The sequence below is a fragment of the Sulfolobus acidocaldarius DSM 639 genome (genome assembly GCF_000012285.1).
GTDB lineage: Archaea > Thermoproteota > Thermoprotei_A > Sulfolobales > Sulfolobaceae > Sulfolobus > Sulfolobus acidocaldarius.
In genome coordinates this window covers 1927384-1954219 of record NC_007181.1, presented here as the reverse complement: position 1 = coordinate 1954219, position 26836 = coordinate 1927384, and the positions used below count along the sequence as shown (strand labels likewise).

The 26836-nt window shown below is 38.3% G+C and carries 22 protein-coding genes; 7 read left to right on the top strand and 15 right to left on the bottom strand.

Features of this window, described 5'->3' with window-relative positions; genetic code table 11:
* Positions 1-142: 142 nt before the first annotated feature.
* The 5 genes from SACI_RS10285 to SACI_RS10265 all read right to left on the bottom strand — a co-directional run bounded on the left by SACI_RS10285 (position 143) and on the right by SACI_RS10265 (position 7282).
* Positions 143-1381, bottom strand: a complete 1239-nt coding sequence (locus tag SACI_RS10285) for an MFS transporter (RefSeq protein WP_011278922.1) — start codon at positions 1379-1381, stop codon at positions 143-145.
* A gap of 217 nt (positions 1382-1598) precedes the next feature.
* Positions 1599-2624 carry an NAD(P)-dependent alcohol dehydrogenase gene (locus SACI_RS10280; RefSeq protein ID WP_011278921.1) on the bottom strand — a complete coding sequence of 342 codons (1026 nt, stop codon included), beginning with the start codon at positions 2622-2624 and terminating at the stop codon, positions 1599-1601.
* Positions 2621-2986: a metal-sulfur cluster biosynthetic enzyme gene (locus tag SACI_RS10275; protein WP_230937915.1), complete on the bottom strand. Its 366-nt coding sequence runs from the start codon at positions 2984-2986 to the stop codon at positions 2621-2623. Before SACI_RS10275 ends, SACI_RS10280 begins: the two co-directional genes overlap by 4 nt.
* A 66-nt stretch (positions 2987-3052) precedes the next feature.
* Complete coding sequence (locus SACI_RS10270; protein ID WP_015385777.1) at positions 3053-4129, bottom strand: amidohydrolase family protein; 1077 nt, start codon at positions 4127-4129, stop codon at positions 3053-3055.
* Between the two features lie 567 nt (positions 4130-4696).
* Positions 4697-7282 (bottom strand): DUF1854 domain-containing protein, encoded by a 2586-nt coding sequence (locus tag SACI_RS10265; RefSeq protein WP_011278918.1) that lies wholly within the window; start codon positions 7280-7282, stop codon positions 4697-4699.
* Between the two features lie 423 nt (positions 7283-7705).
* Between SACI_RS10265 and xylF the strand changes: the two genes are divergently transcribed.
* From xylF to SACI_RS10245, 4 genes are all read left to right on the top strand, one after another.
* A complete protein-coding gene (gene xylF / locus SACI_RS10260; RefSeq protein WP_011278917.1) occupies positions 7706-8914 on the top strand; it encodes a xylose/arabinose ABC transporter substrate-binding protein XylF in 1209 nt (402 codons plus the stop codon).
* Between the two features lie 6 nt (positions 8915-8920).
* On the top strand, positions 8921-9991 hold the full coding sequence (gene xylH / locus SACI_RS10255; RefSeq protein ID WP_011278916.1) for a xylose/arabinose ABC transporter permease XylH: 1071 nt from the start codon (positions 8921-8923) through the stop codon (positions 9989-9991).
* Entirely contained in the window at positions 9984-10739 is a 756-nt protein-coding gene (gene xylG, locus SACI_RS10250; RefSeq protein ID WP_015385776.1) for a xylose/arabinose ABC transporter ATP-binding protein XylG, read from the top strand. Before xylH ends, xylG begins: the two co-directional genes overlap by 8 nt.
* A gap of 292 nt (positions 10740-11031) precedes the next feature.
* A complete protein-coding gene (locus SACI_RS10245) occupies positions 11032-12174 on the top strand; it encodes a hypothetical protein (protein ID WP_011278915.1) in 1143 nt (380 codons plus the stop codon).
* An 84-nt stretch (positions 12175-12258) separates the two neighbouring features.
* Here the strand turns inward: SACI_RS10245 and SACI_RS10240 are convergent, their stop codons facing one another.
* Both SACI_RS10240 and SACI_RS10235 read right to left on the bottom strand, forming a co-directional pair.
* Positions 12259-13407 (bottom strand): MFS transporter, encoded by a 1149-nt coding sequence (locus SACI_RS10240; protein WP_011278914.1) that lies wholly within the window; start codon positions 13405-13407, stop codon positions 12259-12261.
* A 223-nt stretch (positions 13408-13630) separates the two neighbouring features.
* Positions 13631-15808 carry a xanthine dehydrogenase family protein molybdopterin-binding subunit gene (locus tag SACI_RS10235; protein WP_011278913.1) on the bottom strand — a complete coding sequence of 726 codons (2178 nt, stop codon included), beginning with the start codon at positions 15806-15808 and terminating at the stop codon, positions 13631-13633.
* A gap of 402 nt (positions 15809-16210) precedes the next feature.
* Here SACI_RS10235 and SACI_RS10230 point away from each other — a divergent pair, with 402 nt between their 5' ends.
* Positions 16211-16906: a helix-turn-helix domain-containing protein gene (locus tag SACI_RS10230; RefSeq protein ID WP_015385775.1), complete on the top strand. Its 696-nt coding sequence runs from the start codon at positions 16211-16213 to the stop codon at positions 16904-16906.
* A gap of 125 nt (positions 16907-17031) precedes the next feature.
* Here the strand turns inward: SACI_RS10230 and SACI_RS10225 are convergent, their stop codons facing one another.
* Positions 17032-17250 carry a hypothetical protein gene (locus SACI_RS10225; protein WP_011278911.1) on the bottom strand — a complete coding sequence of 73 codons (219 nt, stop codon included), beginning with the start codon at positions 17248-17250 and terminating at the stop codon, positions 17032-17034.
* Between the two features lie 138 nt (positions 17251-17388).
* Positions 17389-18177, bottom strand: a complete 789-nt coding sequence (locus SACI_RS10220; protein WP_011278910.1) for an Lrp/AsnC family transcriptional regulator — start codon at positions 18175-18177, stop codon at positions 17389-17391.
* Between the two features lie 106 nt (positions 18178-18283).
* Between SACI_RS10220 and SACI_RS10215 the strand changes: the two genes are divergently transcribed.
* Complete coding sequence (locus SACI_RS10215; RefSeq protein ID WP_015385774.1) at positions 18284-19450, top strand: MFS transporter; 1167 nt, start codon at positions 18284-18286, stop codon at positions 19448-19450.
* A 44-nt stretch (positions 19451-19494) separates the two neighbouring features.
* Here SACI_RS10215 and SACI_RS10210 read toward each other — a convergent pair whose 3' ends face one another.
* Both SACI_RS10210 and SACI_RS10205 read right to left on the bottom strand, forming a co-directional pair.
* The gene (locus SACI_RS10210; RefSeq protein ID WP_011278908.1) at positions 19495-19935 is read right to left on the bottom strand and encodes a MarR family winged helix-turn-helix transcriptional regulator; all 441 of its coding nucleotides are present in this window, start codon (positions 19933-19935) and stop codon (positions 19495-19497) included.
* Positions 19936-20045: 110 nt separating this feature from the next.
* Positions 20046-21725 (bottom strand): MFS transporter, encoded by a 1680-nt coding sequence (locus tag SACI_RS10205; RefSeq protein ID WP_230937916.1) that lies wholly within the window; start codon positions 21723-21725, stop codon positions 20046-20048.
* Positions 21726-21887: 162 nt separating this feature from the next.
* On the opposite strand from SACI_RS10205, the gene SACI_RS10200 reads away from it, so the two are divergent.
* A complete protein-coding gene (locus tag SACI_RS10200) occupies positions 21888-23195 on the top strand; it encodes an MFS transporter (RefSeq protein ID WP_011278906.1) in 1308 nt (435 codons plus the stop codon).
* Positions 23196-23239: 44 nt separating this feature from the next.
* Here SACI_RS10200 and nrfD read toward each other — a convergent pair whose 3' ends face one another.
* Genes nrfD through SACI_RS10180 form a run of 4 tightly spaced genes read right to left on the bottom strand, consistent with a single transcriptional unit; the run spans position 23240 to position 26818 of the window.
* Entirely contained in the window at positions 23240-24289 is a 1050-nt protein-coding gene (gene nrfD, locus SACI_RS10195; RefSeq protein WP_011278905.1) for an NrfD/PsrC family molybdoenzyme membrane anchor subunit, read from the bottom strand.
* Positions 24290-24346: 57 nt separating this feature from the next.
* Entirely contained in the window at positions 24347-24763 is a 417-nt protein-coding gene (locus tag SACI_RS10190) for a DUF2299 domain-containing protein (protein WP_011278904.1), read from the bottom strand.
* A gap of 1 nt (position 24764) precedes the next feature.
* Positions 24765-25307 (bottom strand): HAD family hydrolase, encoded by a 543-nt coding sequence (locus SACI_RS10185; RefSeq protein WP_011278903.1) that lies wholly within the window; start codon positions 25305-25307, stop codon positions 24765-24767.
* The gene (locus SACI_RS10180) at positions 25304-26818 is read right to left on the bottom strand and encodes a 4Fe-4S dicluster domain-containing protein (RefSeq protein ID WP_011278902.1); all 1515 of its coding nucleotides are present in this window, start codon (positions 26816-26818) and stop codon (positions 25304-25306) included. The genes SACI_RS10185 and SACI_RS10180 overlap by 4 nt, the downstream gene beginning before the upstream one ends.
* Between the last annotated feature and the right edge of the window lie 18 nt (positions 26819-26836).

Below are 26836 nucleotides of genomic sequence, written 5' to 3'. Positions count from 1 at the left end.
TTTAAAGATAGGACTATGACCTGCACAGTCTTTCTTTTTACATTAGTTGTAGAAAGCACTCTGCTCGTTGAAAGAGTTCCTCGATAGAGACTTAGTCCCTAAAACTCGTATTTTTTCCTCCATCAGGTCACTATAATATTTTTTATTTTTCCTTATCTATCATCCCCCTTGTCTCCATTGCAAATAAACTGACCGCAATTATGGATGAGCCCAAAATTAGAAGTGCGAGAAATTCTCCTGACGGTAAAACATTAAAATAGGAAGACGGTGATACAACAGTTAACGCTACTAGCGTAGCACCAAAGAAACCCATATTCCAACTCATGGATACTCCTGTCCCTCTTACGTTGGTAGGAAAACTCTCGTTAACAAGTGCAAGTATACCTCCCGCCCCTAAAAATCCCAAAAATGTTAACAAACTAATATATAAAATAACATAATACAAACTATTTAACGAGGCTATGATGAAGTAGATCGGACTAACCAAGATTCCAAGGATTCCTCCTACTAGCGATAGTCTTTTTCTACCAAAGACTTCACTTAGTTCTCCTCCAACAAAGGCAGATACTATACTAACCAATGAATATACTAGTATGACCTCTCTAATTTCACTCTCTGTAAAGTTATTGACGAAGGACAAGAATGTAGGGAGTATTATGCCTATCACAAAGTTGACACTAGCCCACAGAAGACTTAGTAGAAACGCAAACTTCAGATAATTACCGTATTTCTCCAGGATAATCTTCCTAGGGCTTTTCACTTTTTCCTTTAATTTCCTGAACCTAGACGACTCTGGAGCTAAAAGGGATATGGGGACAATGATTAAGGACCCCCAGAATAGAAACCTCCAATTACTCCCTGATATGAGTGAGAGACCTACGGCGACCAGATATGCAGTACCGCTAACTGCAATTCCTATACCACTAAACCAACCTCTGTGCCTCTCAGGTAAGTTTTCCACACCTATGACCTGGACTCCTGCACTTAATGGTCCTGTGAATAAACCTTGAATTGAGACCAGTAGGAAGTACAAAATGATTGAAAATATTCCTATGGAAGTATAAGGAGGAAGAAACCCAATTAGAGCTGTTGCAGTAGAGGAGCCAATTCCTCCTATGATTGTTGCAACTCTTCTTCCTAGCTTATCTGATAGCGGTCCTAATAGACTGGCTCCTGCAATTCTGAAGCCATAAGATAGGACTAAGCTTGTATAAATTCCTATGACTGAAAACGGATAGAGACCATGAAAGATCTCTTGGGCGAGATTTTGGGAAGTGTATGCTATAACACTGCTTGCGTTGTATACCAGAAATGTGTAACTTATAACGTTAAATATGATCAGTTTTATGTGGGTCGCTGTAAGTCTGTCCTCTTTAGACATCTCAGAATTTGATTGATACCAAACTTTTATATCTTATGTATAAGAGGTCTGGGGCGTGATATTTTCAGGTCTCAGCTCGCATATTAACTGTGAAAGTCTAGAGCGTTTGGGAAAAAGGGAATATGTTGCCTTCTCCTCTTTTTACGCTAGTCATTTGAAAATATACACACAAGATTTTCATATTATAACCGACTACAGTTGAAGAGGTAAAAAACTATTATGGCTTAAGGACTCCTCTCCCTGGAATTAAACCTTTACTTAACTCCTCCAAGGCTTTATTTGCTTCGTCCAGGGAGAAAGTTTTAACTCTTACTTTCACTTTACCTTCCACGTATAATTGGACCAATTCACTTAACTCGTTATAGGTTCCCACTAAATTCCCTAACACACTTATTTCCCTACTAATGAAGTCTACAGTTGGATCTCTGAATTCACCACCATATCCCACTATTGAATAAGTACCTCCCTTCTTAATCATTGACACAGCGTCTTTGGGCGTATTATGCTCTCCAACAAAGTCAATGACCACATCGGCTCCCACGTTATCGGTGATCTTTCTTACCTCATGAATAGCTTCCTTGCCATTAACTATGTAGTCTGCTCCTAACTCCTTAGCCATCTTGAGCTTATCCTCATCCAGATCTACTGCTATAATTCTGGCTGACGTGATCGCTTTAGCAACTTGAATTCCTATGTGCCCCAGACCACCTACGCCAATTATTACTAAAAATGTGCCTGGGGTAAGTTCCTTAGACACCTTCTTGACTGCGTGGTAAGCTGTCAAGCCTGCGTCTGCAAGTGGAGCCATTGATATTAGGTCAACACCCTTAGGTACTACAATTGCTGAGTAGGCTGATGTCCTCAAATATTCGGCATATCCACCGTCAGTACCGTCTAGACCAGGAAATTTTCCATTGGGGCAATGCATGTCATTCCCAGACCTGCAAGCTTTACATCTCCTGCATGTTATATATGGATGTAGGATTACCTGGTCTCCAACGTTCAACCAGTCTACATTATCTCCTTTAGTCTCCACAACTCCCACGTTCTCATGACCTATGGTAAAAGGAAGTTTTGGATTGAATATGTCCTTCCAAACTCCCTCTTGAATGTGTAGGTCAGTTCTGCAAACTCCTGCTCCCTTAATCTTTACTATAATATCATAAGGGGATGATATCTTGGGTTCAGGTACATCATCTAACTTTAATGGCTTGTTATACTCATGAATTCTCACAGCTTTCATCTTTCCTTCGCCTCAGCTATTAGTTTACATAATTCTCCATTTATATTTAAAGAAAGTTGTACCAACTTACCGTATTTATTACTCCTCTTCTCCTCAAATGTCCTCTTAACTTTCTCGTATTCATCACCATTCAATGATTCGTTACTGTAACACTCATGAAACTTGAGACCGTTGTTAATACATTCTGAGAGTTTCTTAGAGTCATGATGGTCCTTAACCTCAATGATAGCATCAGGCAGTCTATTTCTAATCTCCTCTAGCATAATGTAGAGGAAAAGAGGAGGGCACCAAAAGGTGGGAGGAGAGATTATCAGGTGTAAGTTTCCTTTATCGTCCTCATAATATCCCTTTAGGAATCTCATCTTATACATGGAGTAATTAGTCTCTGGATCAAATACACTATCTAGTATTTTCTCTACGTCCGTATCTTACCCCTCCATCTTTACATGAAGTAAGTTCCTCCTCCTCGTTATGTCATCTTCCCTTCTCATTACTTCCTCTAGTGGTATATCCCATAGTTTTGAGGCATTCTGGTATAGTAGCTTCTTCTTAGTGTCTAATGTTAACTCGACGCCATACTCCCTCTTGATCTCCTCTGGTAATTCAAATTTCATGAAGTCCTCTATTAGCCATTTAGGGTTCCAAATAGCATAGTCACTACCCCATAAAACCCTGTCTTCTCCCAACCAGAACAGCAACTCCCCAATAATACTAGCGAAATATTTGGGTCTTTTCCTTATGAAAGCTGAGGCTACTGCTAATCCTCCATATACGTTCTTCTCTTGTGTTGCTATCCAGCAAAAGTCATCTAGTCTAGGTAGTCCAACATGGGTTACAACAAACTTAAGTTCGGGGAACGATGAGGCTACCGCGTCTACGTCCTTTACGTCAAATGAGTCTTTATCTAAGGGCCAAACTGTGGGACCCTTATGGGCAACAAAGATGTTTATACCTAATGATTTACTGAACTCAAGGAATTCATAAGCCTCCTTTGAGTCTAACCTCCATCCCCTTGATAACTTTCCGTCAACCTCTTTCCACTCAGCTGTATACAACTTAACATGTCTCATTTGCCATGGTTTGACCCTGTACTTCCTAACGTCTTCCTCCAATTGTCTCTTTCCTTCTTCCCCATCCCTTGGGTCAAATCTGGTGCCTATAACAAAACGATATGGATTCTCTACTGCTAATTTACCAAATTCCTCTGTGTTCCCGAAAGGTTTTTTATAAAAGTAGAGTAGATACTGAGGTTGAGTTATTGCCACGTCAACATATCCATTTATCATTACGTCTTCAATGAACTTCTCATGACCATAGTACTTGAAGGTCTCGAAGTCCATCTTATATTCATCTGGGGTTAAGGCGGTCTGATAATCATAAAAACAACTTATCCACCCCTTTGCTAGCTCTGGTCTTAACCAATTACTTTCGCCAGCTTTCCAAATATGTGCGTGGTAGTCTATTACGGGAATTTCCTCCCTTCTACCACTTTTATACTCAATCACAATCAAATGTACCACCTATTTTTTACTAATATAATTTGTTTATATAAAAATTTTTATTAGTTTGATTATAATGCATTAATATAGAAATAATAAATCATTAAGTATAAAGGTCAATTTAAGATCTTTAGGTTTTGGTTCTTACTATTTTCTTGGTATAAGTAATCCTTCAAATGTATTAGTATGACTTTATTTTTTATTAAAGAAAGCTTATATTTTAATAAAATGACATTATCTAGTATGTGCTACGAAAAATACGAGAAAACTATGATAAAGCAGAGGAGGACAAAGAGAGAGAAGATAACTGTGACACCTACGCCGACATCAAGGTAAACCTTTTTTAAACTTAAGTGACTCCTCTTTTTTAGTACCGTATTTGCCTCAGATTCATCTTTCCTCTCTTTTTCTTTACTCTTTCCTAAAGACTACGTGTAGAAATAATGCGTTGACTAGGTGAGAGTATGTACTTGAAATGGAGTAAAATGAGTGAGACTAACACGAGTAAATACCGAAAATTAACGTTACAGCTTGAATTTTAAGAGCTTAAAAAAGAGTATCTGCAAATATCGTTCAAATGGTCTCCAGTAATAATCTTAAGCTTCTCTTATCAATACTTTCCATATTTATTTCATACAAGTTATCATTACGGTCTATTAGTACAACCTTTTTCTCAAAGACAACTACATTCCTCCTACCCAACGTGAATGTCTTTGAAACTCCTTTATCTGTTACAAGATCCCACTCTAACTGATCTCCCTTTATGTTGATATTATTTATCTTAACAACCTTAAATACAAGGTTGTTGTATAACAGAGCACTTTCTAGTACCTTCAACGATTCGCTATCTAGTTTACTGTAGTCCTCAAGCAGAAATAACTCCTTGCCGTCATCAGTGTAAAATCCTATGAACTTAGGGTTTGTTATGGGAAATAGTGCCTTAGGAATGAGGTCTCTATATATCTCGTTTTCAGCTTCAACAGTAACCCTGCTCCTCCTCTCTGCAGGAGTTATCTTAGTTGACCGGGGATTTAGTATCCTTATGTCATGTATCTCTTTCCCATTACCGTCCTTAGAGAACACGTTCTCCTCGTTTATTTGGTCTTTGAAAATCTTATGGAAGTATGTTTCGTTACGTAATAACTCTTTTGGTTTTCCCCTCTCCATTACCTCGCCGTTATCCAGGACGATTACCTTATCAGCGTTCATTACCTCATGTATGTTGTGGGTTATGAGTATTACAGTCTTATTTCTTGAGACCTCCATCATTGCCTCATAAACTTCCCTTTCACTAACTACGTCTAAATTCGATGTTGCCTCATCAAAAATTAAAACATCAGGGTTCTTTATAATTGCCCTAGCTATGCTCAGCCTTTGCCTTTGCCCTCCTGAGAGATATGTCCCCCTCTCACCTAGAATTGTGTCATATGCGAAAGGCAATCTCACTATCTCATCATGTATTTTAGCTGTTTTACAAGCCCTTACTATATCTACTTCATTCACGTTATCTGAACCATAGGCAACATTATAACCAACAGTAGTGTCGAACAGGACAACGTCCTGAGGAACATATGCAACTTTCCTCCTTAAGTAATCTATATCGATCTCCTTTAAGTCAACACCTCCTATTGTTATTTTCCCCTTATTGACATCATAGAACCGCAATAACAATTTTGCAATGGTGCTCTTACCTGACCCACTCTTACCCACAATTGCAACCTTTTCTCCTGGTCTGATGTTTATGTTTAGGTTCTTTACAACGGGGAAGTGTGGATCATAACCGAAGAATACGTTCTCGAACACTATCTCTGAGGGCATAACTGGTCTTTTGGGGGTTTCAGAATTCGTAATTTGTGGTTTTACCTCTAGCACTTCTCTTATCCTCTCTGCCGATGTGAGGGATTGCTGAATAAAGGGCAAGACGTTACTGAGGTTATTTATGGGGCTGTAAAACTGTGATAGGTAAGCAATGAAGGCTGTTATAACACCTAGTTCAATTACTCCTGATATGACTTCATGACCACCTACCCACCATATTATGACTGTGGAAAGGTTAACCACTAAACCTATCACAGGCCAATAGAGAGAATTTAACCTGTTTATTGTTACACTGGACTCATAAAGTTTATCTAACATGTTTCTGAGCCTTTTACTCTCATATTCCTCTTTCGAGAATGATCTAACAACCAAGAAGTTGGGGATTGTGTCATTTATCCTTGATGTTATATCAGCACTTCTCCTCCAGTTTCTATGGTATAACCTATGTGACTTCTTCCTATATCTTACTACCATGAACAATATTAGCGGTATGGGTATAAGTATAAATGTTGCCAGTAATGGGTTAAGTGTAAAGAGGATCACTCCTATCCCTAGGAGAGTGAAGAAGTTAGTTACTAGTGTAGGTAATCCCCAGACTAGTAACCAGTTTGTGTTCCCAGCGTCTGTGGTGAGCCTGGATAATATTCTGCTGGGGGAAATTCTCTCTATGAACGAGTAGTCATGCTTAATGACATGATTATACAGCATTTCCCTTAGATCGTTTATAATTCTTGAACCTAAATTGTTTAATATCCTTGTTTGCAATGAGGATACCAAGGCTAGGCTAGTGTATGAGGTGATAAGGAGGAGCACTATCAATTGGAATAGTTGTGCAGAGTGATTGTTCGATATCAATACGTTGTCAATCAGTATCTTGAGCAGGTAAGGGGGTACGAGGTTTAATCCGGTTGAGATCAATGATAGTGTTGCACCTAATATCATGGTTTTCCTATATCTAGATGATATGGAGAATAACCACCTGAGTGTATTTACCCCAGGCTTGTGGCTCTTGTCATCTACCTCGTCTTTAATCTCTATTTGCTCTCCGGAGTTGAATGCCTCTGCTAACTTCTTAAACACCTCCTCTTTTCTCTTTGTAAAGTAAGCTAATTCAACGACCTTACCATCTGCCGTGGTTCCTACAAGCTTACTTATAGTTATTCCGCTCTCCACATCAAGTCTAATTACCCCATTCAGAGTAAGTATCTCATTGTGTTTTGAGTCGTAGACTCTGACCTCATTCCCTGTTATCTCGACAGTTTCTTGCTCTAATTTTAGGTCCCTTCCTAAATCGGTGTTGAGCATTGCATGAAAATCAGTTGTTGTTAACTCTCTTTTCATATAAAGATTGGAAGATTTCTATTTAAAAAGACTTTTTATAAACAAGTTGAAAACTCCTATAATATTAGTAGGTAAGTAAATAAATTAATCAGTTTAGATTAAAGGGAAGGAGAAAATAGAGGTTGTGAAGGTCAATTATTTCTTGTTTGTTGTTAAGGGAGAAAGGCGATGATATGAGAAAAACAATGATAAAGTAAAAAGTTCTAGGCTAACATAAAACTTCTGAATTGTAAGTCAAGTTGGGAGACGGTATCACATATCTTCTACTCTGTGAAGTGCTCATACGTTATGGGTGTGAAAAACAGTTAAATAAAGTATAAATACTAACTGCAATATTATATCTATAATTATTACTCAGCGTTTATAACGTTTAACATGTTAAAATAAATACTAATAATTGATAAGCGTCTTACTTATCATAACATGGCGAAATCTAAAGATGAGATAAAAGAGGAAATTGCAAAAGCTATAATTAATCAAGTGTCTAAAACAGACTTGTCTAGAAGAAGAGCACTGTCTACATTAGCAAAGGGCGGTATTATTGCTGGAGTCCTAGCAGCATTCGGTGCAGGATTTGGGTCAGGATACGTAACTGCACCAAAGGGCTCTTCATCTTCAGGTGTTGCTCCCCCACAGCCAGGGTTTATGTATGGGCAAGTTCCAGAGCATCCAACGTGGAAGATTGTCTTTATCAATCACGTAACTACTAATCCCTTCTTCGTCCCAACACAGTACGGTATTCAAGATGCTTGTCTATTACTAGATTGTAACTATCAGTGGACTGGCTCAGAGACCTCAGATACCACTACCATGGTAAATGATATGGAGGCTGCCATATCTCAAGGGGCAAACGGTATAGCAGTTTCTGTTATATCACCTAATGCTTTTGATAAACCTACACAAGACGCATTAAATGCTGGTATTCCTGTGTTTGCATATAACGCTTATATACCTACAGATGATCCAAGTTACTCTCAGTATCATAATCCACCTTATCTAGGCTACATTGGACAGTCGTTATATGCATCAGGTCAGTTATTCGGGCAGAGAATACTTAATTTAGTTCCTTCAGGTTCCAGAGTTGCGTTATTTATAGCTACACCTGGTACAGCTAATATACAACCAAGAATAGACGGAATTCAAAGTGTTATTGAGGGACACTACACTATTGATGTTGTAGCAACTGGCGCCTTAGTAAGTGATGAACAGTCTGCTATAGAGAGTTACTTTAACAGTCATCCTGATGTAAAGGGAATGTTTGCAGTAGATGCAGGAAGCACTCAGGGTGTAGGTAATGTGTTGAGAGAACACGGGATAAAGACTGTATCAAATGGTGGTACAATAGCTGCTGGTGGATATGATCTATTACCTGCAACTATTCAAAACATAGTTGATGGTTACCTGGACTTCACAATAGATCAGCAGCCATACCTACAAGGTTTCCTCCCAACTTTGGCAATATATCTTTACCTAATATCTGATACTTTAGTATATCCATTAAATATTGACACCGGCTCCAAGTTCATAACCAATAGTAATATACAGCCATATTTACTGGCGTCAAGATATGAGGGTTCATCAACAGCTTATAAACCTACATCAACTACCTCATCGTCATCTTCAAGTGGGTAACCTACAATGAATATATTAAATGTAGTTAGAAGATTTGAATTCCAACTTTTTTTAGTAAATGTAATTATTGCGCTGTTTTTCTACTTCGAGAATTCCGCCTATTTTAGCTCAAACAACATAACCACAATATTTCAGTATCTTGCAGAAATTGGGATTATTGCTATAGGTGAAGCTATGCTTATGCTGTGCGGAGAGATCGACCTATCACCTCCCGCACTGGCAAATTTCGTACCGTTAATAACCTTGACCATATATAACTCCATATATCAGGCAATTTCACCCACACCTGCCATAGTGGTCTCAATACTGCTAAGCCTAGGTCTCGCGTCATTAATAGGTCTTATGAACGGTTTGATTACAACTAAGGCTAAAGTGAACTCATTAATAACGACTGTAGGCACACTTTTCCTTTTCAATGGTATAGCATTAATTTACTCAGGTGGATATCCTGAGTCATTTCCGTATTTCAGATTCCTTGGAGGTACTGTTTCAATTCTCCCTGTACCTTTTATATGGTCATTGGGGGCATTGGTCTTTCTAATACTACTATTACACTATACTAAGATAGGAGTTTGGACAATAGCAGCAGGGAGTAATCCTACAGGAGCCTCAGAGGTAGGTGTACCCGTAGATAGGGTGAAAATTATAAATTTCATAATAATGGCAAACATCGGAGCCTTAGTGGGTATAATTCAGGGATCTAGAGTCCTGACTATTGGTGCAACAAACTTCACCGCAGACGTGGTATTGGAGGGTATAGCTGCTGCCGTAATAGGCGGAACATCATTAGTGGGAGGAAAAGGTAGCCTGGTTGGTGCCTTTTTAGGTTCTGTATTTATATCTGAGCTTCTGAATGGATTTAACATACTTGGCATAAATGCCTACGAGTTTGACGCAATCTTGGGAGGAGCCATAGTAGTGGTGATGGTACTTTCGTATTACGCGAAGAGAGCATCATATAAGCTGAAGTCTATAGCTACTGCTACGTCCTCATCCCCTGAAGGCAAAGATAGAATAACAAAAATATTAAAATTTAAAATACAAAAAATATACAGGAGAGTTGAGGAAAATGAGTGACCTACTAGAGATAAGGGATGTTCATAAGAGTTTTGGTGCTGTTAAAGCGTTGGACGGTGTATCAATGGAGATAAATAAGGGTGAAGTGGTTGCTTTACTTGGCGATAACGGAGCGGGAAAATCAACGCTAATTAAAATAATTTCAGGTTATCACAAACCTGACCGCGGAGACTTAGTATTTGAGGGAAAGAAGGTCATATTTAACTCTCCGAATGATGCTAGAAGTTTGGGTATAGAGACTATATATCAGGATTTAGCTCTAATCCCCGATTTACCAATTTATTACAACATATTCTTGGCTAGGGAAGTAACAAATAAGATATTCCTCAATAAGAAAAAAATGATGGAGGAGTCTAAAAAATTACTCGACTCCCTACAGATAAGAATACCTGATATAAATATGAAAGTGGAGAACTTGTCAGGTGGACAAAGGCAGGCAGTAGCTGTTGCTAGGGCGGTCTATTTCTCTGCTAAAATGATTTTGATGGACGAGCCCACTGCAGCATTAAGTGTCGTAGAGGCTAGGAAAGTACTAGAGTTAGCACGAAACCTAAAAAAGAAGGGGCTCGGCGTCTTGATAATTACCCACAATATAATTCAGGGATATGAGGTTGCTGATAGGATCTATGTACTTGACAGAGGAAAAATAATATTTCATAAGAAGAAAGAGGAGACTAATGTGGAGGAGATAACAGAGGTTATGACGAGTTTTGCCCTAGGGAAAGTTAATTTGGGAGAAAAAAGATAACTTAACTTGTATATTAGACATTTCAAAAGTCTGCCATGGGAATTTGTAGAGTTTAAGAAATTCTTGGGACATCTGATTTTTCCTATCTTTTAACGGTAAAATGAAGACACCATCTGGAACTCAGATTATTGTAAGGTGGAAAGTTTTCTGTTTTCGCTGTTAGATTAATAATAGTATTCGTTTTTATTATATCGAAAAACCATAATATTAAGATTAAATTTTACCTTAACAAAGGAAAATGACGTAGTCTCTCAAAAAATTATATATAATCTTGAAATGAGTAAATAACATAATGGTAGTTGACGAGAAAAGGGTAAGAGAGATAGTTAGGGAGGAATTAGAAACTTTCCTTGTGAAGTCACTAGCTGAGAGTCTAAAAGAGTTACACTCAATTAGCCAAGATTTCAGAGAACAGCAGAAGGATTATGATAAAAAGTTTGAAGAAATTGGAAAGGAGCTGGCAGGCTTAAGGGAAATAACAGGGAACTTGGTGAAGAGTTCAGAGGAGAACACAAAGGCTATAGCTGAATTAAGGAAAATGACAGAGGAGAACACAAAAGCCATTATTGAACTTAGGAAGCAAACAGAGGAGAACACAAAGGCTATAGCTGAATTAAGGAAAATGACAGAGGAGAACACAAAAGCCATTATTGAACTTAGGAAGCAAACAGAGGAGAACACAAAGGCTATAGCTGAATTAAGGAAAATGACAGAGGAGAACACAAAAGCCATTATTGAACTTAGGAAGCAAACAGAGGAGAACACAAAGGCTATAGCTGAATTAAGGAAAATGACAGAGGAGAACACAAAAGCCATTATTGAACTTAGGAAGCAAACAGAGGAGAACACAAAGGCTATAGCTGAATTAAGGAAAATGACAGAGGAGAACACAAAAGCCATTATTGAACTTAGGAAGCAAACAGAGGAGAACACAAAGGCTATAGCTGAATTAAGGAAAATGACAGAGGAGAACACAAAAGCCATTATACGTCTAACCAAAATCGTTGATAAATTGGTAAAGTCTGTTTCAGCATTAAACGAGAGAGTAAGTGGACTAGAAAATACATTCGGTCTAATGACAGAGGAGATAATCAGGAGAGATTTCCCTGCTTGGCTTAAAAATCAAGGCATAGATGTCAGTAAAGTAAGCGGAAAAACTATAAAATTCGGAAAAAAGAATTTAGAGTTTGACGTATTTCTAGAGTACAATAACAAAGTCTATCTCGGAGAAGTGAAAGCAACTTTAAGGGAAAGAGACGTAAAGAGATTTTATGCTAAGGTTGAAATGGTTAAGAAGGTATTTAGAGACAAGGAAATTATTCCAATAATTATATTTAGACTTAGAGCAAAAGGAGAGATTCCGATAAGATTAGCCAAAAATTACGGAATCAAGGTACTCAAGTACCTAAAGGGAGGAGAGTTCGATGAACGCTAAGACAAAGGTAATAATCAAAACTTATTCTACTTTTATCACTTATTTCAAGAATTTTTAACAAAGTTTTTGAGTTATTATATCAAGCTACAATTTATCTATTTTCTCTTCTACTCTCAAGAAGAGAAGAGAAGCAATAATCCTTAATCCACCTATTGAGCCTAACATCACATCTATTGTAGTAACCATATTTGAGAAGTAACTCAGTAATAATCCAAAGATAAAGCTACTAAATAGGGATCCTCCTAGTGCAGCTAATCCTGCTAGCATGTTGTATAACGCTATTATTGTCCTTTTATGCTGATAGTCTGAAACATCCAATATGTATGCAGTAAGCGATACTGATGCCGAATTGGTAAACCCTGAAACTAAGCTTGATGCGTAGATCTCATAGGGAGTCGTAGAAAAGGCATAGGCTAATGGGAATGTAGCTAATGCAAATCTGCTGAAAAACATGGTGGCAACTCTGTGTTTATCTATTAATCTACCAACAATTCTTTGTAAAATTACTGTGGACAGGTTGCCTATCACATTAATAATAGCTATCTCAAAACTATCGAGGTGAAACTTATAAACCTGAGCCAATGGGAATAATGGCCATGCCATTGCCCACGTAAATGTAAAAAGAGAGTTTGCCAAAAGAAAATTCCTTAACTTACTGTTTTTGAAAACCTTCATTGGGGATACACTCTTACTCTTAAATTCAACATCTATGTCGATTTTTGAATTGACGTAAGCACCATAAATATACAGTAAACCTGAAGCTATAAAGAAGAATCTCAACACGTTTATATCACTACTAGCTACAAAACCTGTGAATAATGTAGCCAAGAGACCTGCCAAATATACATATAGATTATATTGGGATAAGACTAAACCCCTACTCGTTCCGCTAATCTTATCAAGGATTAAAAGCCATCCAAAATTGGTCACTCCCATAATTAAGGTTATTATCACATACAGAACTACAAAGAAAGTATTTGTTAGTGCTAGCAAGCCTATTAATAGCCAGATTATCCCCTCAGCTAAGGTTCCCCAAAACAATAATTTCTTAGCCTTGATGGAGAGGTTTATTAGAAAGTACTGGGCTATACCGGGGAAAGTAGTTCCTGCTGAAGTAGCTATAGCAAGTACACTCCCTATAATTCCATTTGAGGCTACGAAAAACGATATGAAGGGACTCGTGAGACTGCTAGCTAGGTTTGCGAAAAAAGTATACGCTTTAAGTGGTTTCAATAATGGTCAGTTAACTCTATTATAAGGTAGAGAATTAAAATTTTATTCCTTTGTTTACATAAATATTCATGCCACTCTCTGAAACTAATTTAAGAGGAATAACTTTGAATATTTATAGAATATTTAAGTAAATATGAGGATCTGTAAAGAAAGGAGAGCCAACAAACCGAAACATAGAAATAAAATGTGTATACATGTTTGTTGTGAACAAAAAAACATGAATTTATTCTCCTAGTAACTTTAGCACTAGTTCTGGTTTGACGGGCATGGTGTATATCTTCTTACCTATTGCATCCTCTATAGCACTCACCACAGCAGGTGTTCCAGCTATGGTAGGTAACTCGCCAATACCTTTAGATCCAATTGGGGTATCAGATTTTGTTAATCCAAATGACTTCCACTCAACATTAAATGACTCAACGGCAGTAGGTAGAACGTAATCTGAGAAATTAGAGGTCAGCAAGTTACCATCTTGAGAGTAAACTGCCTCCTCGTACAGGGCTTGACCTATACCCTGAAGTGCACCTCCATGAGTTTGTCCCTCAGCCAATAATGGATTTACAACCACACCTACGTCATCAAATGCCTTATAATCCAGTACTCTAGTAAAGCCTGTGTCCCTATCGACCTCAACCAGAACCATATGTACACCATAAGGGGATGTATAGAGATTCATGACATATGAGTAGTCCTGCTCAGGTAATACTCCCATAAACATGGAAGTCCTTGCAGCCTCCCACAGACTCATGGTCTTGTCTTCATGAATAAACTTACCCTCTCTGTACTCGATCTCTTCAGCTCTCACACCCATTTTCTCCGACACAACTTTCAACAGTTTTTCCTTTAGCCTAACTGCAGCTTCATATACTGCAGATCCACCAACAGTTATCGTTCTACTGCCTGCCGTTAGGTCTCCATCTGATATTAGGTCAGTATCTCCCCAAAGCACATCTACATTTGAAGGGTCAACATCAAATACTTCAGCAGCTATCTGTGTGAAGGCTGTTGCATCTCCTTGACCATGGGGCGTTGTACCAGTTATAACTTGTATTCTACCATTGGGGAGAACTTTTACCTTAGCTGTAGAGTAAGGACCAAATGATGCTATCTCACTTACTATTGCGACACCGACACCAGCTAGTTTGCCCTTACTCCTCAAGCTGTCCCTTCTCTTTATTAAGTCATTGTAGTACGGTTTAGCTATTCTAAGTAACTCTTTGTACTTACCACTATCGTACGTTAATCCTGTGGGTAATTTGGTGAAATTAACGTCGTCCATCACATTTCTCTCTCTTACCTCATATTGATCTAATCCCAGTTCCCTAGCACCTAAAGTCAATATCCTTTCAATAAAATATGTAGCCTCAGGTCTCCCTGCACCCCTGTAAGCACCGATAAAGGCTTTGTTTGTAGCAACACCCAGAACCCTTATTTTGAGGGAATTGACCTTATATCTACCTATTAGCAGCCTCGCTGCTGTAGTTGTCATCCAAAAGGAGTCCCTGTTTATGTCTTCGAAGGGTGCCCCTAAATCATGTATAAGTGTACCCTCTATTCCCAACAGCTTTCCCTCCGAGTCAAACGCAGCCTTAAACCTTAGTCTCATATCCCTGCCGTGGTTTGTTGTCATCATGTCCTCAGTCCTTGAATTAAACCACTTTATGGGTCTCTTTGTTACTACTGAGAGATAGGCTACAACGAACTCCTCAGCATAGTTTATTATTTTGCTACCGAAGGCACCACCGACATAAGGTTGTATAACTCTTATGTCATTAACGCCGTATTCAGATAAGATTTCTGATAAGGACTTCTTAAGGTCAAATGGGGTCTGTGTACTACTCCACACTGTTAACCTTTTACCGTCAAATTGTGCAAAGGCTCCTCTGGGTTCCATGGCAGAGGGGATAACCCTTTGATTAATTAGCTCCCCCTCAATAATTTTATAAGCTCTTTTAAAGTCACTTTGAATATCCCCAACATTAACCTCATCCTGTAAGACGATGTTGGACTCTAATTCACTCATCGCCCTCTCCTTATTACTCAAGGCTTCCTCAACGTCTATTACGCTAGGTAACGGTTCATATTCAACTTCAACCTCTTCTGCTAAGTCCCTTGCCTTATACTCATCATTGGTCAATACTACAGCTATAGGTTGACCTTGATAGACAGCTTCGTTCCTAGCTATTCCTGTGATAGCCTTGGGTAAATCATGGGATGTAAAACACATTGAACCCTCAGGACATTTTACACTTTTTATTTTAGCATGTGCGTATTGACTCCTTACAAAGGATGCGTATAATGTACCCCTTAGGTCTAAGTCATATACAAAGGTAGCCCTTCCAGTCACAAGAGGCGGATCTTCTATTATTCTTTTCAGCGGTTTACCTATATACTTAGGCATAAAGTGGTTTTCTCGTTGTCATTTAATAAACATTACGTTTAAAGAGTTTAAACTTAAATACTATATGAAAATTATTCAGGGGTAAATTAATAATTATGAAGCATATTCTAGTGTAATACGCCTATAGTCTAGTGATATTAAAGTCCTCAATAAAGTAATACTGAGTAAACCGCATCAATTACTTTACGAAGTCGAGAAAGCCTCGTCCCTTATGGTGGGGAGTAAGCCAATGACAAGACGTCAGCAACCTCTTTCAGGTGAGACCGAGGAGTACTACGTTACACAAAGGTTATAATGTAAAGCTAGGCTTAGGATATAATCATTTATTTGAAAATAAAAAATAAATAATATCAATGAAAATAATAAACTATATATAATAACTCGCCCTATATAAAACCAACTATGATGCAAATTTACAAGGTGAGGATGCGGGTTAAACATGATGCTTGTTGGACACAGGAGACATCAGGTTATGATGTTACGGCAAATGTAAAATACCTCTTCCCTCTTGTGGCAAAGAACTCTGTTTTTGAAATAGTTGAGTTATATTCAAACACAAAAACTCAGCTAACAGACTTCATTGACGTGTTAAGTAGAAAGTATAGGAATAACATAAAGATCATAAGGGTTGATAGGAATAAGTCAAGTAAGACAGCCTTACTTTACTACTTTAAGAACTTTGAGAACTCAATTACAAAGGCTATGATGAACAGTAACGCTATTGTGGCGAATCTTACTGTGAGTGATGGTATCGAAGACTGGCAAGTCTACACATTCAACAAGAGAGATCAATTGGAGACCCAAATTAGTGAAGAGCTAAAAAAGATCAATGTAGAGGTTGAAAACCTTGATTTTGATAGGGTAGAAATGGATGAGGTTAAGAGTGAGATGATGATCCTCTCATCGCTTACACCTACAGAGAGACAGATACTATACACAGCGTATAAGATGGGTTTCTTTGATTATCCTAAGAAGACTAAGCTCGAGGAGTTAGCCAAAATGTATGGGGTGACGAAGGTAGCCCTGGACAGACATATAAGGAATGCCATTAGGAAAGTATTGATGCAAGTTTTCGTAGACAACTCTAACAAATTCTGACACTCTCTTTCACACTAAGTCACCTTTAAGTATATAGTAGTAAATATACGTAATAGTGTAAATTATAAGACGTTCGTTGAGGAGAAATATCCCTTAAGTAAAGGTCTCGTGGTAAAGAACTAGAATTAAGCTACCTCGTTCTGAACCATTTTCTTGTAATTAAAATAGATAGACCTCGCAAGAAATAACGCATCACTGTCAAAGTATGCAGCTAACTTAACTACAGAAATTTCAGGATTTTCCTTTATAACCCTGACCACCTCTCTCAGTCTCAACGGAACGTCCTTGTCTTCAGCATTTATAGCCCAATTTTTGAATTTGATCCAAAAATTAGCATACTTCATATATTTTGTATAATAACATATGGCTTATTAGGCTTTAGGCTCATTATGTGCAACAATTCCTTGATCAAAAATACGTTAATTATCCATAAAAAATCAACATAAGTCCACACTTGTCTTGGTAACTTACTGTAAGCTAAATTATTCAATTTCCAAATTCCTTGTGTCGTTCTTTATCTCGTAATTATAAACCAACATCACCTGTGCGTCTGGATCTATCCTCCTCACATTATCGATCATTGCCTTCGCATTCCGTATTGAACCAACAAAGCTCACATCAATTCCTCCTAACGCTCCGGGTATTGTTATGACCGAGAACCTGTTGGTGACTGTTATCACGTCATTAAGCTTCTTTGTAAAGACAGCCAGGAGCATTGAGTCGGCTTTTATCAGGTCAACCTCTGGTATTACTGCAAATCCCTTAAGTTCACTAATCAACCTCCTAACCTTCGATACCTTAAAGTTGAGCTTGTTTGCTATTTCACTTATTTCAGCCCTAGGATTCTCAACTAGTGTCTTTATCAGTAGTAGATATTGCTTTTTAGGCTTTATGGGAGTCTGAGGAGGGATATACTCCATTATGGGTTTTCCTAACTCTGAGGAAATTCCATCCACAGTCTCTTTTATCTCTTCAATACTTTCGCCCTGAAACCCATAAACGTTGAAGTTCTCAAGGCAATTGAATTTCACGAATATCTTATCTGAGTAAGCCTCTCTTAGATTGGGAAAAGCGTAATATGCGAAGTACTTGTTTATTAGGTTTGGGTTTATGAAAACCTTGAAGCCCCTTATTACTCCTTCATCGATCAGTCTTCTGAACCTCGAGTTCAGAGAGGGAGGAGCTAGGTTTATAATCTTAGCTAGTTTGTTCTGGGATATTCTTCCATCCCTGAGCAGATTGAATATTATTAGCCTGTCAGTCTCATCCACACTATTACTTTTGGTTTAGAGCTTAAAAGCTATAAAATTAAAACCACGGTCTCCATTAGGCTTTGGCTAAAACAGTCTTAATATGATCACATGGAGAGGTCACTTTATGAATGGAAAAATTACATTAATTACCTTAGCCTTGACGGCATTCTTAGATTCAGTAGGATTCGGGATAATAATTCCAATCCTACCATATTACTCTCTACAGCTGGGAGCTACTCCAATCGAGTATAGCTTATTAACAGTAACGTACTCAATAGCCCAGTTAGTTTTCTCCCCCTATATCAGTAGACTCTCGGATATAAGAGGAAGGAAGAACATTTTGACTTTGGGAATAGGCTCTGAGGTTGTAGGTTACTTGATAATAGGCTTATCACCATACTTCTATCTCTTACTTTTAGCAAGGTTTATAACAGGAGCCTTGACAAGTAATTTACCAGTTATACTCTCCTATGCCACTGAACTAGGTAAGGATAACTCCCGTAATATTGGGATAATATCTGGCACATTTGGAGTTGGTTTTGTCGCTGGTCCTGTAATTGGCGGTGTACTGTCTCCTCTTGGATATAGGAACACATTTCTGATAGTTGCAGGTCTTGCTTTTCTTAACCTGATTTTAGTATACCTGTTGGTCAGTAACGACAATAAGAAAATTGCCATGAGGCAAGCTTCACTCAAGGAAATTTTCAGAATGTCCAGCTCGTTCTTTACATTAACACTTATTATAGCATTAAGCTTTGCTGTACTTCAAGGGACACTTGCTTTTTACGGAAGATATTTCTACAACTGGGGTCCCTCTCAAATAGGATTAGTATTAGGATTAGTGGGAATAGTCCAAGCTGTAGCCCAATTTCTATTAGTATACAGGATAATAGGGAAGGCAGGGGAAAGGATAGCGACTACTATTGGACTTTCAATAACATTTATAGCCTATATCTTACTCTCATTTCCCTCAAACCAAATCCTAGCTTATGTTAGCCTAGTCCTATTGGCGATGGGAAATGGTATAGCCCAAAACTCTATCTTAACATTACTTAGTAAGACTTTACCGCCCGGGAGTAGGAGTGGTGGATTCGGTTTCGCCCAGTCTTCAACTGCATTGGGGAGTCTAATAGGTTTTCCACTGGGTAATACAATGTTCCAAGTATTGTCTCCAAATTCTGAGTATTTCCTTTGTTCTGCTCTAAGCATTCTCTCCATTGTATATTTTCATAGTATTTACGCAAATATTGTTGTTAAGAATAGAGAAGGCGATAAACCTATAACTAGATAATCTTAAGTTAAATGCTCTTTTAGTAAAGTCCTTCATAAAAAGTACTAACTTTTTATGTTTTCTAGTCTAGAGAGGAGGATATTAAGACCCTCCAATAGGGACTTCACTTGATCATCTTTCAACTCTTTCATAATTTCCTCTGATAATTCTCTATATATTCTAAACCCCTCCTCCATAACTCCTTTTCCTTTCTCTGTTATATATATCAACACTAGCCTTCTATCATCTTGACTCCTCTCCCTTCTCACTAAACCCATGTCCTCCAGTTTATCAACTGTAGAGGTTATTGAAGCTTGGGTAACCAAGTACTTGTTCGCCAGCTCAACCATGGGTTTCGGACCATCCTTTATTCCTCTTAAAACGAGGTAATCAAGGTAAGATATATTTAGCTTAGCTAACTTTTTGTTGAGTTCTCTTTGAAAAGCCCTATTTACCTTAGCGATGGTGACAATTACCTGAAGCCTTTCATCCATTGTAATCTCCATGTTCCTACCCACCACCCCTTAAATTATTTTGAGTATGATAAAAGGCAAATTTACTTGAATAACTTCTTGTAGCATTCATAATCTTTAACTTATTTACACATGGTATTTTTTCACTTATCAACTCTCCCACCATCTCTTTCAATCTCAGCTATTGTTGTTTTCCCTCTCAACGCCGAGGCTATTGCAGCTAAGAAGCACAATATTGCACTTATATAGAATGCTTCCCTCAACGATAGTAGGAAGGATGGAGCAATTGCCGTTGGGAACCACGTGTGTTGTTCCATTATAGCCATAGCCTGAGGAGGTATACTTGAGTAGATTTGAGCAGGTAATGACGACAATATGGTTTTGACAGGATCATATCCCAGAAACGCTGAAAATAGTGCACCAGTCACAGGTATATTTTGCACATAACCAGATAATTGAGGTGCCCCTGCTTGAGATACAGCATTAGCTAGGGCTGAAGGTAAGCTGGAACTCAACGCTATTATAACTATGGTGAAGAATATGGTTATGCTTGCTGTTTGTCCTATATTTTGAATCGTCGCCCTCATCCCTGAGGCTGCACCCCTATATTTAGGCGGTACACTGTTCATTATTGAGGCTGTATTTGGAGAGGCAAACATTCCGTTACCTAAGCCCATGAAGAATATGATTGCTGCAAACTCAGGATAACTGAAGTTATATGGAAGAGTAGTTAACATTAGGAACCCCACACCTACAATAACCATCCCAAGTGTAGCCAACAGCTTCGCACCGTATCTGTCTGATAACCAACCACTTATTGGTCCCATTGATACGAACCCTACCATAAGCGGTATCATGTATATCCCAGCCCAGAAGGGTGTCTCCTCATAACTATAACCGTGTATAGGCAACCATATCCCTTGGAGAAATATAACTAACATAATTGTTAGACCACCATAAGCTATTGATCGTAATAGGCTAGCGAAATTTCCAGCCGCAAACATCCTAATTTTGAATAGTTCTAACCTAAACATGGGGTATTGTACCTTTCTTTCCACATATATGAAAGCACCAATCAAAGCAAATCCAACCACTAGTCCTGCAATTACATACGGATTTCCCCAGCCTAGCTGAGAACTACCATATGGCAATAGACCATAAGTGACAGCAACCAGTATAGATATTAAACCTACAGCTAAAGTTAAGTTACCTACCCAGTCAATACTTTCATTTCTACTAGGCTTTGATATCTCCTTCAACTTAGTGTAACTCCATATTGTTCCCAGTATTCCCACTGGCACACTAACTAGGAACACTAATCTCCAGTTAATCACAGAAAGTATGCCTCCTAGTATTAAGCCTATTAATGACCCCCCTAAGAACGCTATCTGGTTGATACCTAGAGCTTTACCCCTTTCGTTATAAGGAAAGGCATCAGTTATTATTGCCGCACTGTTCGAGAATAGAAAAGCACCACCTACACCCTGAATAACCCTGAAAATTATAAGCTCCAGAGCTCCTAAACTTCCTTGATTTGGTGTGATTGAAAGGAGAATTGAACCTACGGTAAATATTAGGAAACCTAGGTTGTACAATCTTACTCTTCCGTAAATGTCCGAAAGCTTTCCAAAGGAGACCAGGAATGTGGCTGTGACTACGTTATATCCCATCAATATCCATAGGAGAAACTGAAAGGAATCAAAGGGATTAACATTGATACCCCTGAAGATTGCTGGTAATGAAATTATGGTTATACTACCGTTTATAGAAGCCATTAACACTCCAATTGTGGTATTACTTAGGGCTATCCACTTATACTGCATAATTAAAAGCCAAATCATTTAAAGTTTAAATATTTAACTCTTAAGTATTTTTGGCAACTTAAGGTAATTAGGAACGTCTATTTTTGTAAATCATTGAGATATTGAAAGTTATAGGATTTGAATATAACTAACTTTATAACTTGCTTATATGAAACTTAATTTATGGAAAAAATAGTAAAATCAGTAGATGCATCCAAGTGGACTACAGTTCACTCCCTAATGTTCGCGTCAGTTGTGGTAGGCTATTTCATGTGGGGTGTTATATCCTCCATAGCCCCATTGATCTATCCCAGCATTAATAGCGTTTTATTTTTGCTCACACCTACACTTGCAGCATTAGCAGGAAACCTAATCCTATCTTTCTTTTCAGATAGAAAACTAGGGAGAAAGGTTACGTTCTTTATAACCATGACCCTTTACTCGGTAGGTACGATTCTGATAATACTTGCATCTGTACTATCAGGTTTCAACACCAGTAGTTTAGCCCAGTTTCCGTATATCTTACTTATAGTAATAGGCATTATACTTGGGGAATTTGGGGTTGAAGGTGAGGTTCCTATTATGTTGTCATATAGTGCAGAGATGATGCCATTGAACTATAGAGACAGCATCTTAATACTAGGACCAAATTTTGACAATATCGGCGCTACAGTGGCTGCTTTAATAGGTTACCTGACTTATAGCTTATCAAACTCATTTACGATTGAACTTCTCGCCTTGTCCCTAGTTGCGATACTAGGAATCATATTTGGAATCGTAATAAGGTTCCTTTTACCTGAGTCTGTTAGGTGGCTTATGGCTAAAGGGGATATAAGTAAAGCGGAGAGAGAGGCTAATAAGGTCGCTAAGGAAATTGGAGAGATTAATACACAGACTCAAGTCAAGGATGATACTAGTTTAATCTCTAGATACATATTTCTTGTTATTATAGGGGTTACACAATATCTTACATATGGCTTAATGGCATTTACTGTTGCTGACTATTATTTTTCAAGTTCACAGACTCCTTTTATAATATTCATAGCCAATTTAGGGGCATCTGTTTCAGGTTTCATAGCAACTGTTCTTGTAAGAAGGATTAATACTAGAATGTTCTCCTTAATATCCTATATGGGAGGCGCATTAAGTATGATACCGATAGTATTACTCACAATGAATTTTAATGTGGGAATTTTCTACATTCTTCTCTTTATAAATATGTTATTTAGTGAGTTTAGTTGGGCAGTGAGGACTTTATATGAGCCTGTATTAATGCCCAATAACATAAGGGCTTTCATGATAGGACTCGTAAGGATATTTCCAATTGCCGCTTATGGGATTTCTCTTGTTGTTACATCATCATTTTCTCTCCTAGACTATCTAATCCTCAATTTCGGTTTATGGCTTATGGGTGGTATAGCTAGTCTAATCTGGTATAGAAAGGGAGTAGATACCGTAAGGGTGCCTTTGGAAAAATTGGAGAAAAAATAAAAAGTAATTATCATGAAATATTTTTATTTATACGCTCTCCTTCTCTAACTTCTCCACCCAAATGCACCTATAGGTGTGGGCTGACCATTAGTATATTGGAATGGCGTTAGTGGGGCTACTTGATATGCGTATTGACCGGCGAAAAGTATATCCTCCCTGGTGAAGAACCCAGAGACTAAAGCTAATATTGCGACGACCAGTATAATTATTTTCAAGTAATTAGGAAAGTCAATAGGTGAAGGACTTGGAGATTGTGAGCTAGTTTTCCTCAACATTCTCCACATCATTAGATTACCTACACCAGGCACTACAAATGCCAATCCTAGTAATGCTAGGTCTATTACAAACGTTACTGCTGATATCATGTAGTTATAGGCTACTTCGTTGAATACGTAAACGAAATTGACGTTTGCCATGAAGAGGAACCACGTTGCTAGCTCAGCTACTGCAGAGTATGCTAAAAGTTTTGCAGTAAGCCTTCTAGCCCTTATTCCTTCCTCGCCCTTCGTCACTAGACTTATTATATAACTCCATGCACTACCACCTACTATACCTGACGCTAAGAAAAGTGCAGGAAGCCCTCCATTATTCCAGAAAGGTACACCAGTCGCAGCAGATAGTTCAAAACCACTATAAGTCGTGGAAAAAATGCCTGCCACGAGCCCTAAAATTGCAAACACCCATGTGGCAACAACATTTTTCACATCAAGTACCTTAATAGCCATAAAAATCAATGAGAAAACTAGCAGTCCTCCCACGAATTCAATACCTCTTGCCATCCACGAATTCAAAAGAGCCGCGAATGCATTTGCAGGGGCATAGAACCCTCTTATAGGTACTCCTAAATGTATATCAAATGCTACCAGGGATAGGACAGCAAATATAAATACGAAGATTGAGTTTCTCTTCACCAAACTTGGATATCTCCCAGTGAACTCTAGGATTGAAGTTATAGCCATCAACATTCCTGCAAGTCCAGTAAAATAGAGTGCTAGTGCGACTGTTACATCCCATTCAGGATATTGGTTAATCTGCAACAGTGGTGAGTTTATTCCAAAATTAGTACCTGGAGCTGGTGCAGTGAATAGACCCATCCTGTGTAAGTATAATTATTATAATAAATAAACCTTAATTTCATTTTATTGATATTACTAGTCATTCATATTTTCTCCACTAAGTATATTAAATACGATAAAACCTGCATTCTTCACAAGTGTTACCGTGTTTATTAATTCGTTTTTACTTAAGTCCTCTTGATATAATAGCTTAGCAATCTGAATTGTAGTTGGTTTATCTGGTGGCATAACGTAAAATTCCACATTTAGCCTAGCCAACTCTACACCGATCTCCCTCAACACTTTCTTATTCAGTTTAGGTGGGTCAACCTCTATTGCCATAGTCACCACATAGTACTTCGAAAAGGCTGTGGGTCTTATTATAGACACTATGGCGGAGTTTGCAGTTGGTGGAGATATACTGACGTGAAAGTGTAACCCTTGCTGTTTTTCCTCCTTTACCTTCATTCCCAACTCCTTAAATATTTCAACGATTTCTGAGTCGGATATCAAATCACTTACACCTCAATGACGAATCGCCAATTTTGGTGTCGACATAACTCTTACCTGTCAGTTCAACGATCTTCTTAAGGTCCTTAACTTTTATTACATCCACCAGGTTTACGGAATTTATGCCCTCACGGTCTATCATGACCACCTTAAATTGATGTGACTTTGCATTATTTATTGAGAGGGTATTGGAAGTTATGAAATAACCTGTTCCCCTCTGTATTCCAGTCATTCTGTATAAATATTCAAAAAATTTAGGATTTGTGGTAAACATGCCTACATCTTCAGCAGAGACTACTCTGGTAATGAAACTGTCCAGGTTAAACCTGTTTAAGATCTCATAGGCTAATTTAGACGGGACATTCGTAGCTATGAATATCCTCCCCCTATAGGAGAGCTCCTCTAGGAGATAAGCATCAGAGTTCACAGTTATGTTTGTAGGATTAATTTCGACCTTGAAATAATCAGATCCCTCGATTTGCTTCAGGATTTCCTTTAAATTAGGGGCTCTTATCAACGTGTTAAGCAAAGTTATAACGAAGTTCATTTTTTGCTCAACCCCAATGTCTTTTCAACCCACTTTTTACTCATGTTCTTCTGTTTGCAATCGTTACACACGTCAACATAGTCTTCAATGTCATTTATTCCTGAACTCATCAAAATCTCACTTACTCTGTTTTTCACCTTTATTGAATCTAGTGGCTTCCCACAGTACTTGCACTTACCTATTGTTGCCGAGACCACCGACCTGTTACCCAGTTCCTTTATTTTAACAGATCCCACTAGTGTTATCGCCCCCTCTGGACAATTTCTGACACACCTCTGCGAACCTATGCAATATGATAAATCGTGATACAGCGTTGTACTGCTCGAGGTATTTTTAATGTCAAATACCAACATTTGACAAGATCTTACACAAACTCCACAAAGAACGCACTTATCAGGATCTACAACCACCTTAAATACTCCAGGTATCTCGTCTTCCTCATTCAGCTTTGACTGTGATCTGAACTGAGAAATCGACCACAATAGTAAATTCCTCCTTCTACTTCTCGATAAAACTATGTCCTGAGGTATCTCGTTCCTGGTCAACATTAGGGAATTGCTGGCAACATTCCTCAACACGTCCTCTAATTCATTTAGATCCTCCACATAAGGGAATCGTATTTCGGTTCCAGGGAATCTCTTGATAGCAACTTCTGCCCTTATCTTTGCCCTATCTCTCAGTTCACAAGAGCTGTCAGGGGAGTATAGCACGGGGTAAAAACCAGAGACCAGGATTGCTGTCAGGAAAGAGTCGTGAACTGATGAGACACAGGGAGATATAAGAGGATATATGTATGCCTCTTTCAGTTTAGGTATATCTGTAATCCTGTTGCACGTGATCAGGACTATACCGGGCTTATCTGTAGGGGCATACTTACTCAGTGTGTTAATAAATGCAATGACCTGGTCTGTACTGAAGTTAGGCATTTCCAGGTAACCTAAGAACGACATACCTGAGCAAAATCCACAGGAAGTACACTTATCAGGATCGGAGACCTGTGGACCCTCTGGGGTCTTCACCACTAATTCACAAAGTGATGAGAGGTATTTCATCTCCCTTTCAAAGGAGATCTCCTGGGCAAGTACAGGGTAGGGTTTATAATAGTACAGTTTTCTCCTTAAGAGTGATCTCCTGGTTAAGTTCTTGTTTCGTAGTGGTTGAACTCTCCGGGCAAGGAAAGAGAGGGAAGCTTTGCTTATGTAAGCTAATATCAGGGCTTTTGCTTGCTCCCTTGACTGTAGCCAGTTAATGTCTAACACTTCCACGGACAAAGGGTGTATATTGGTTAACTCGTCTATGTTACTCAAAAAGTCCTTGATATTCCTGTTTTCGCTCTCACTAACTACAACTAATGCATTTACGCTATTCTCTTTGAGATCTTTCTCGATGAAGTCCCCATATTCAGCTACATACGCAATCTCTCCATCATTAAATATACTAACTAAAAGTTCATCTCCTAGTATTTCTCTAGCCTTCTTAGATACTATTAGCCCAACATTTAGTCTTATCATCGACAAACAATATCTAGT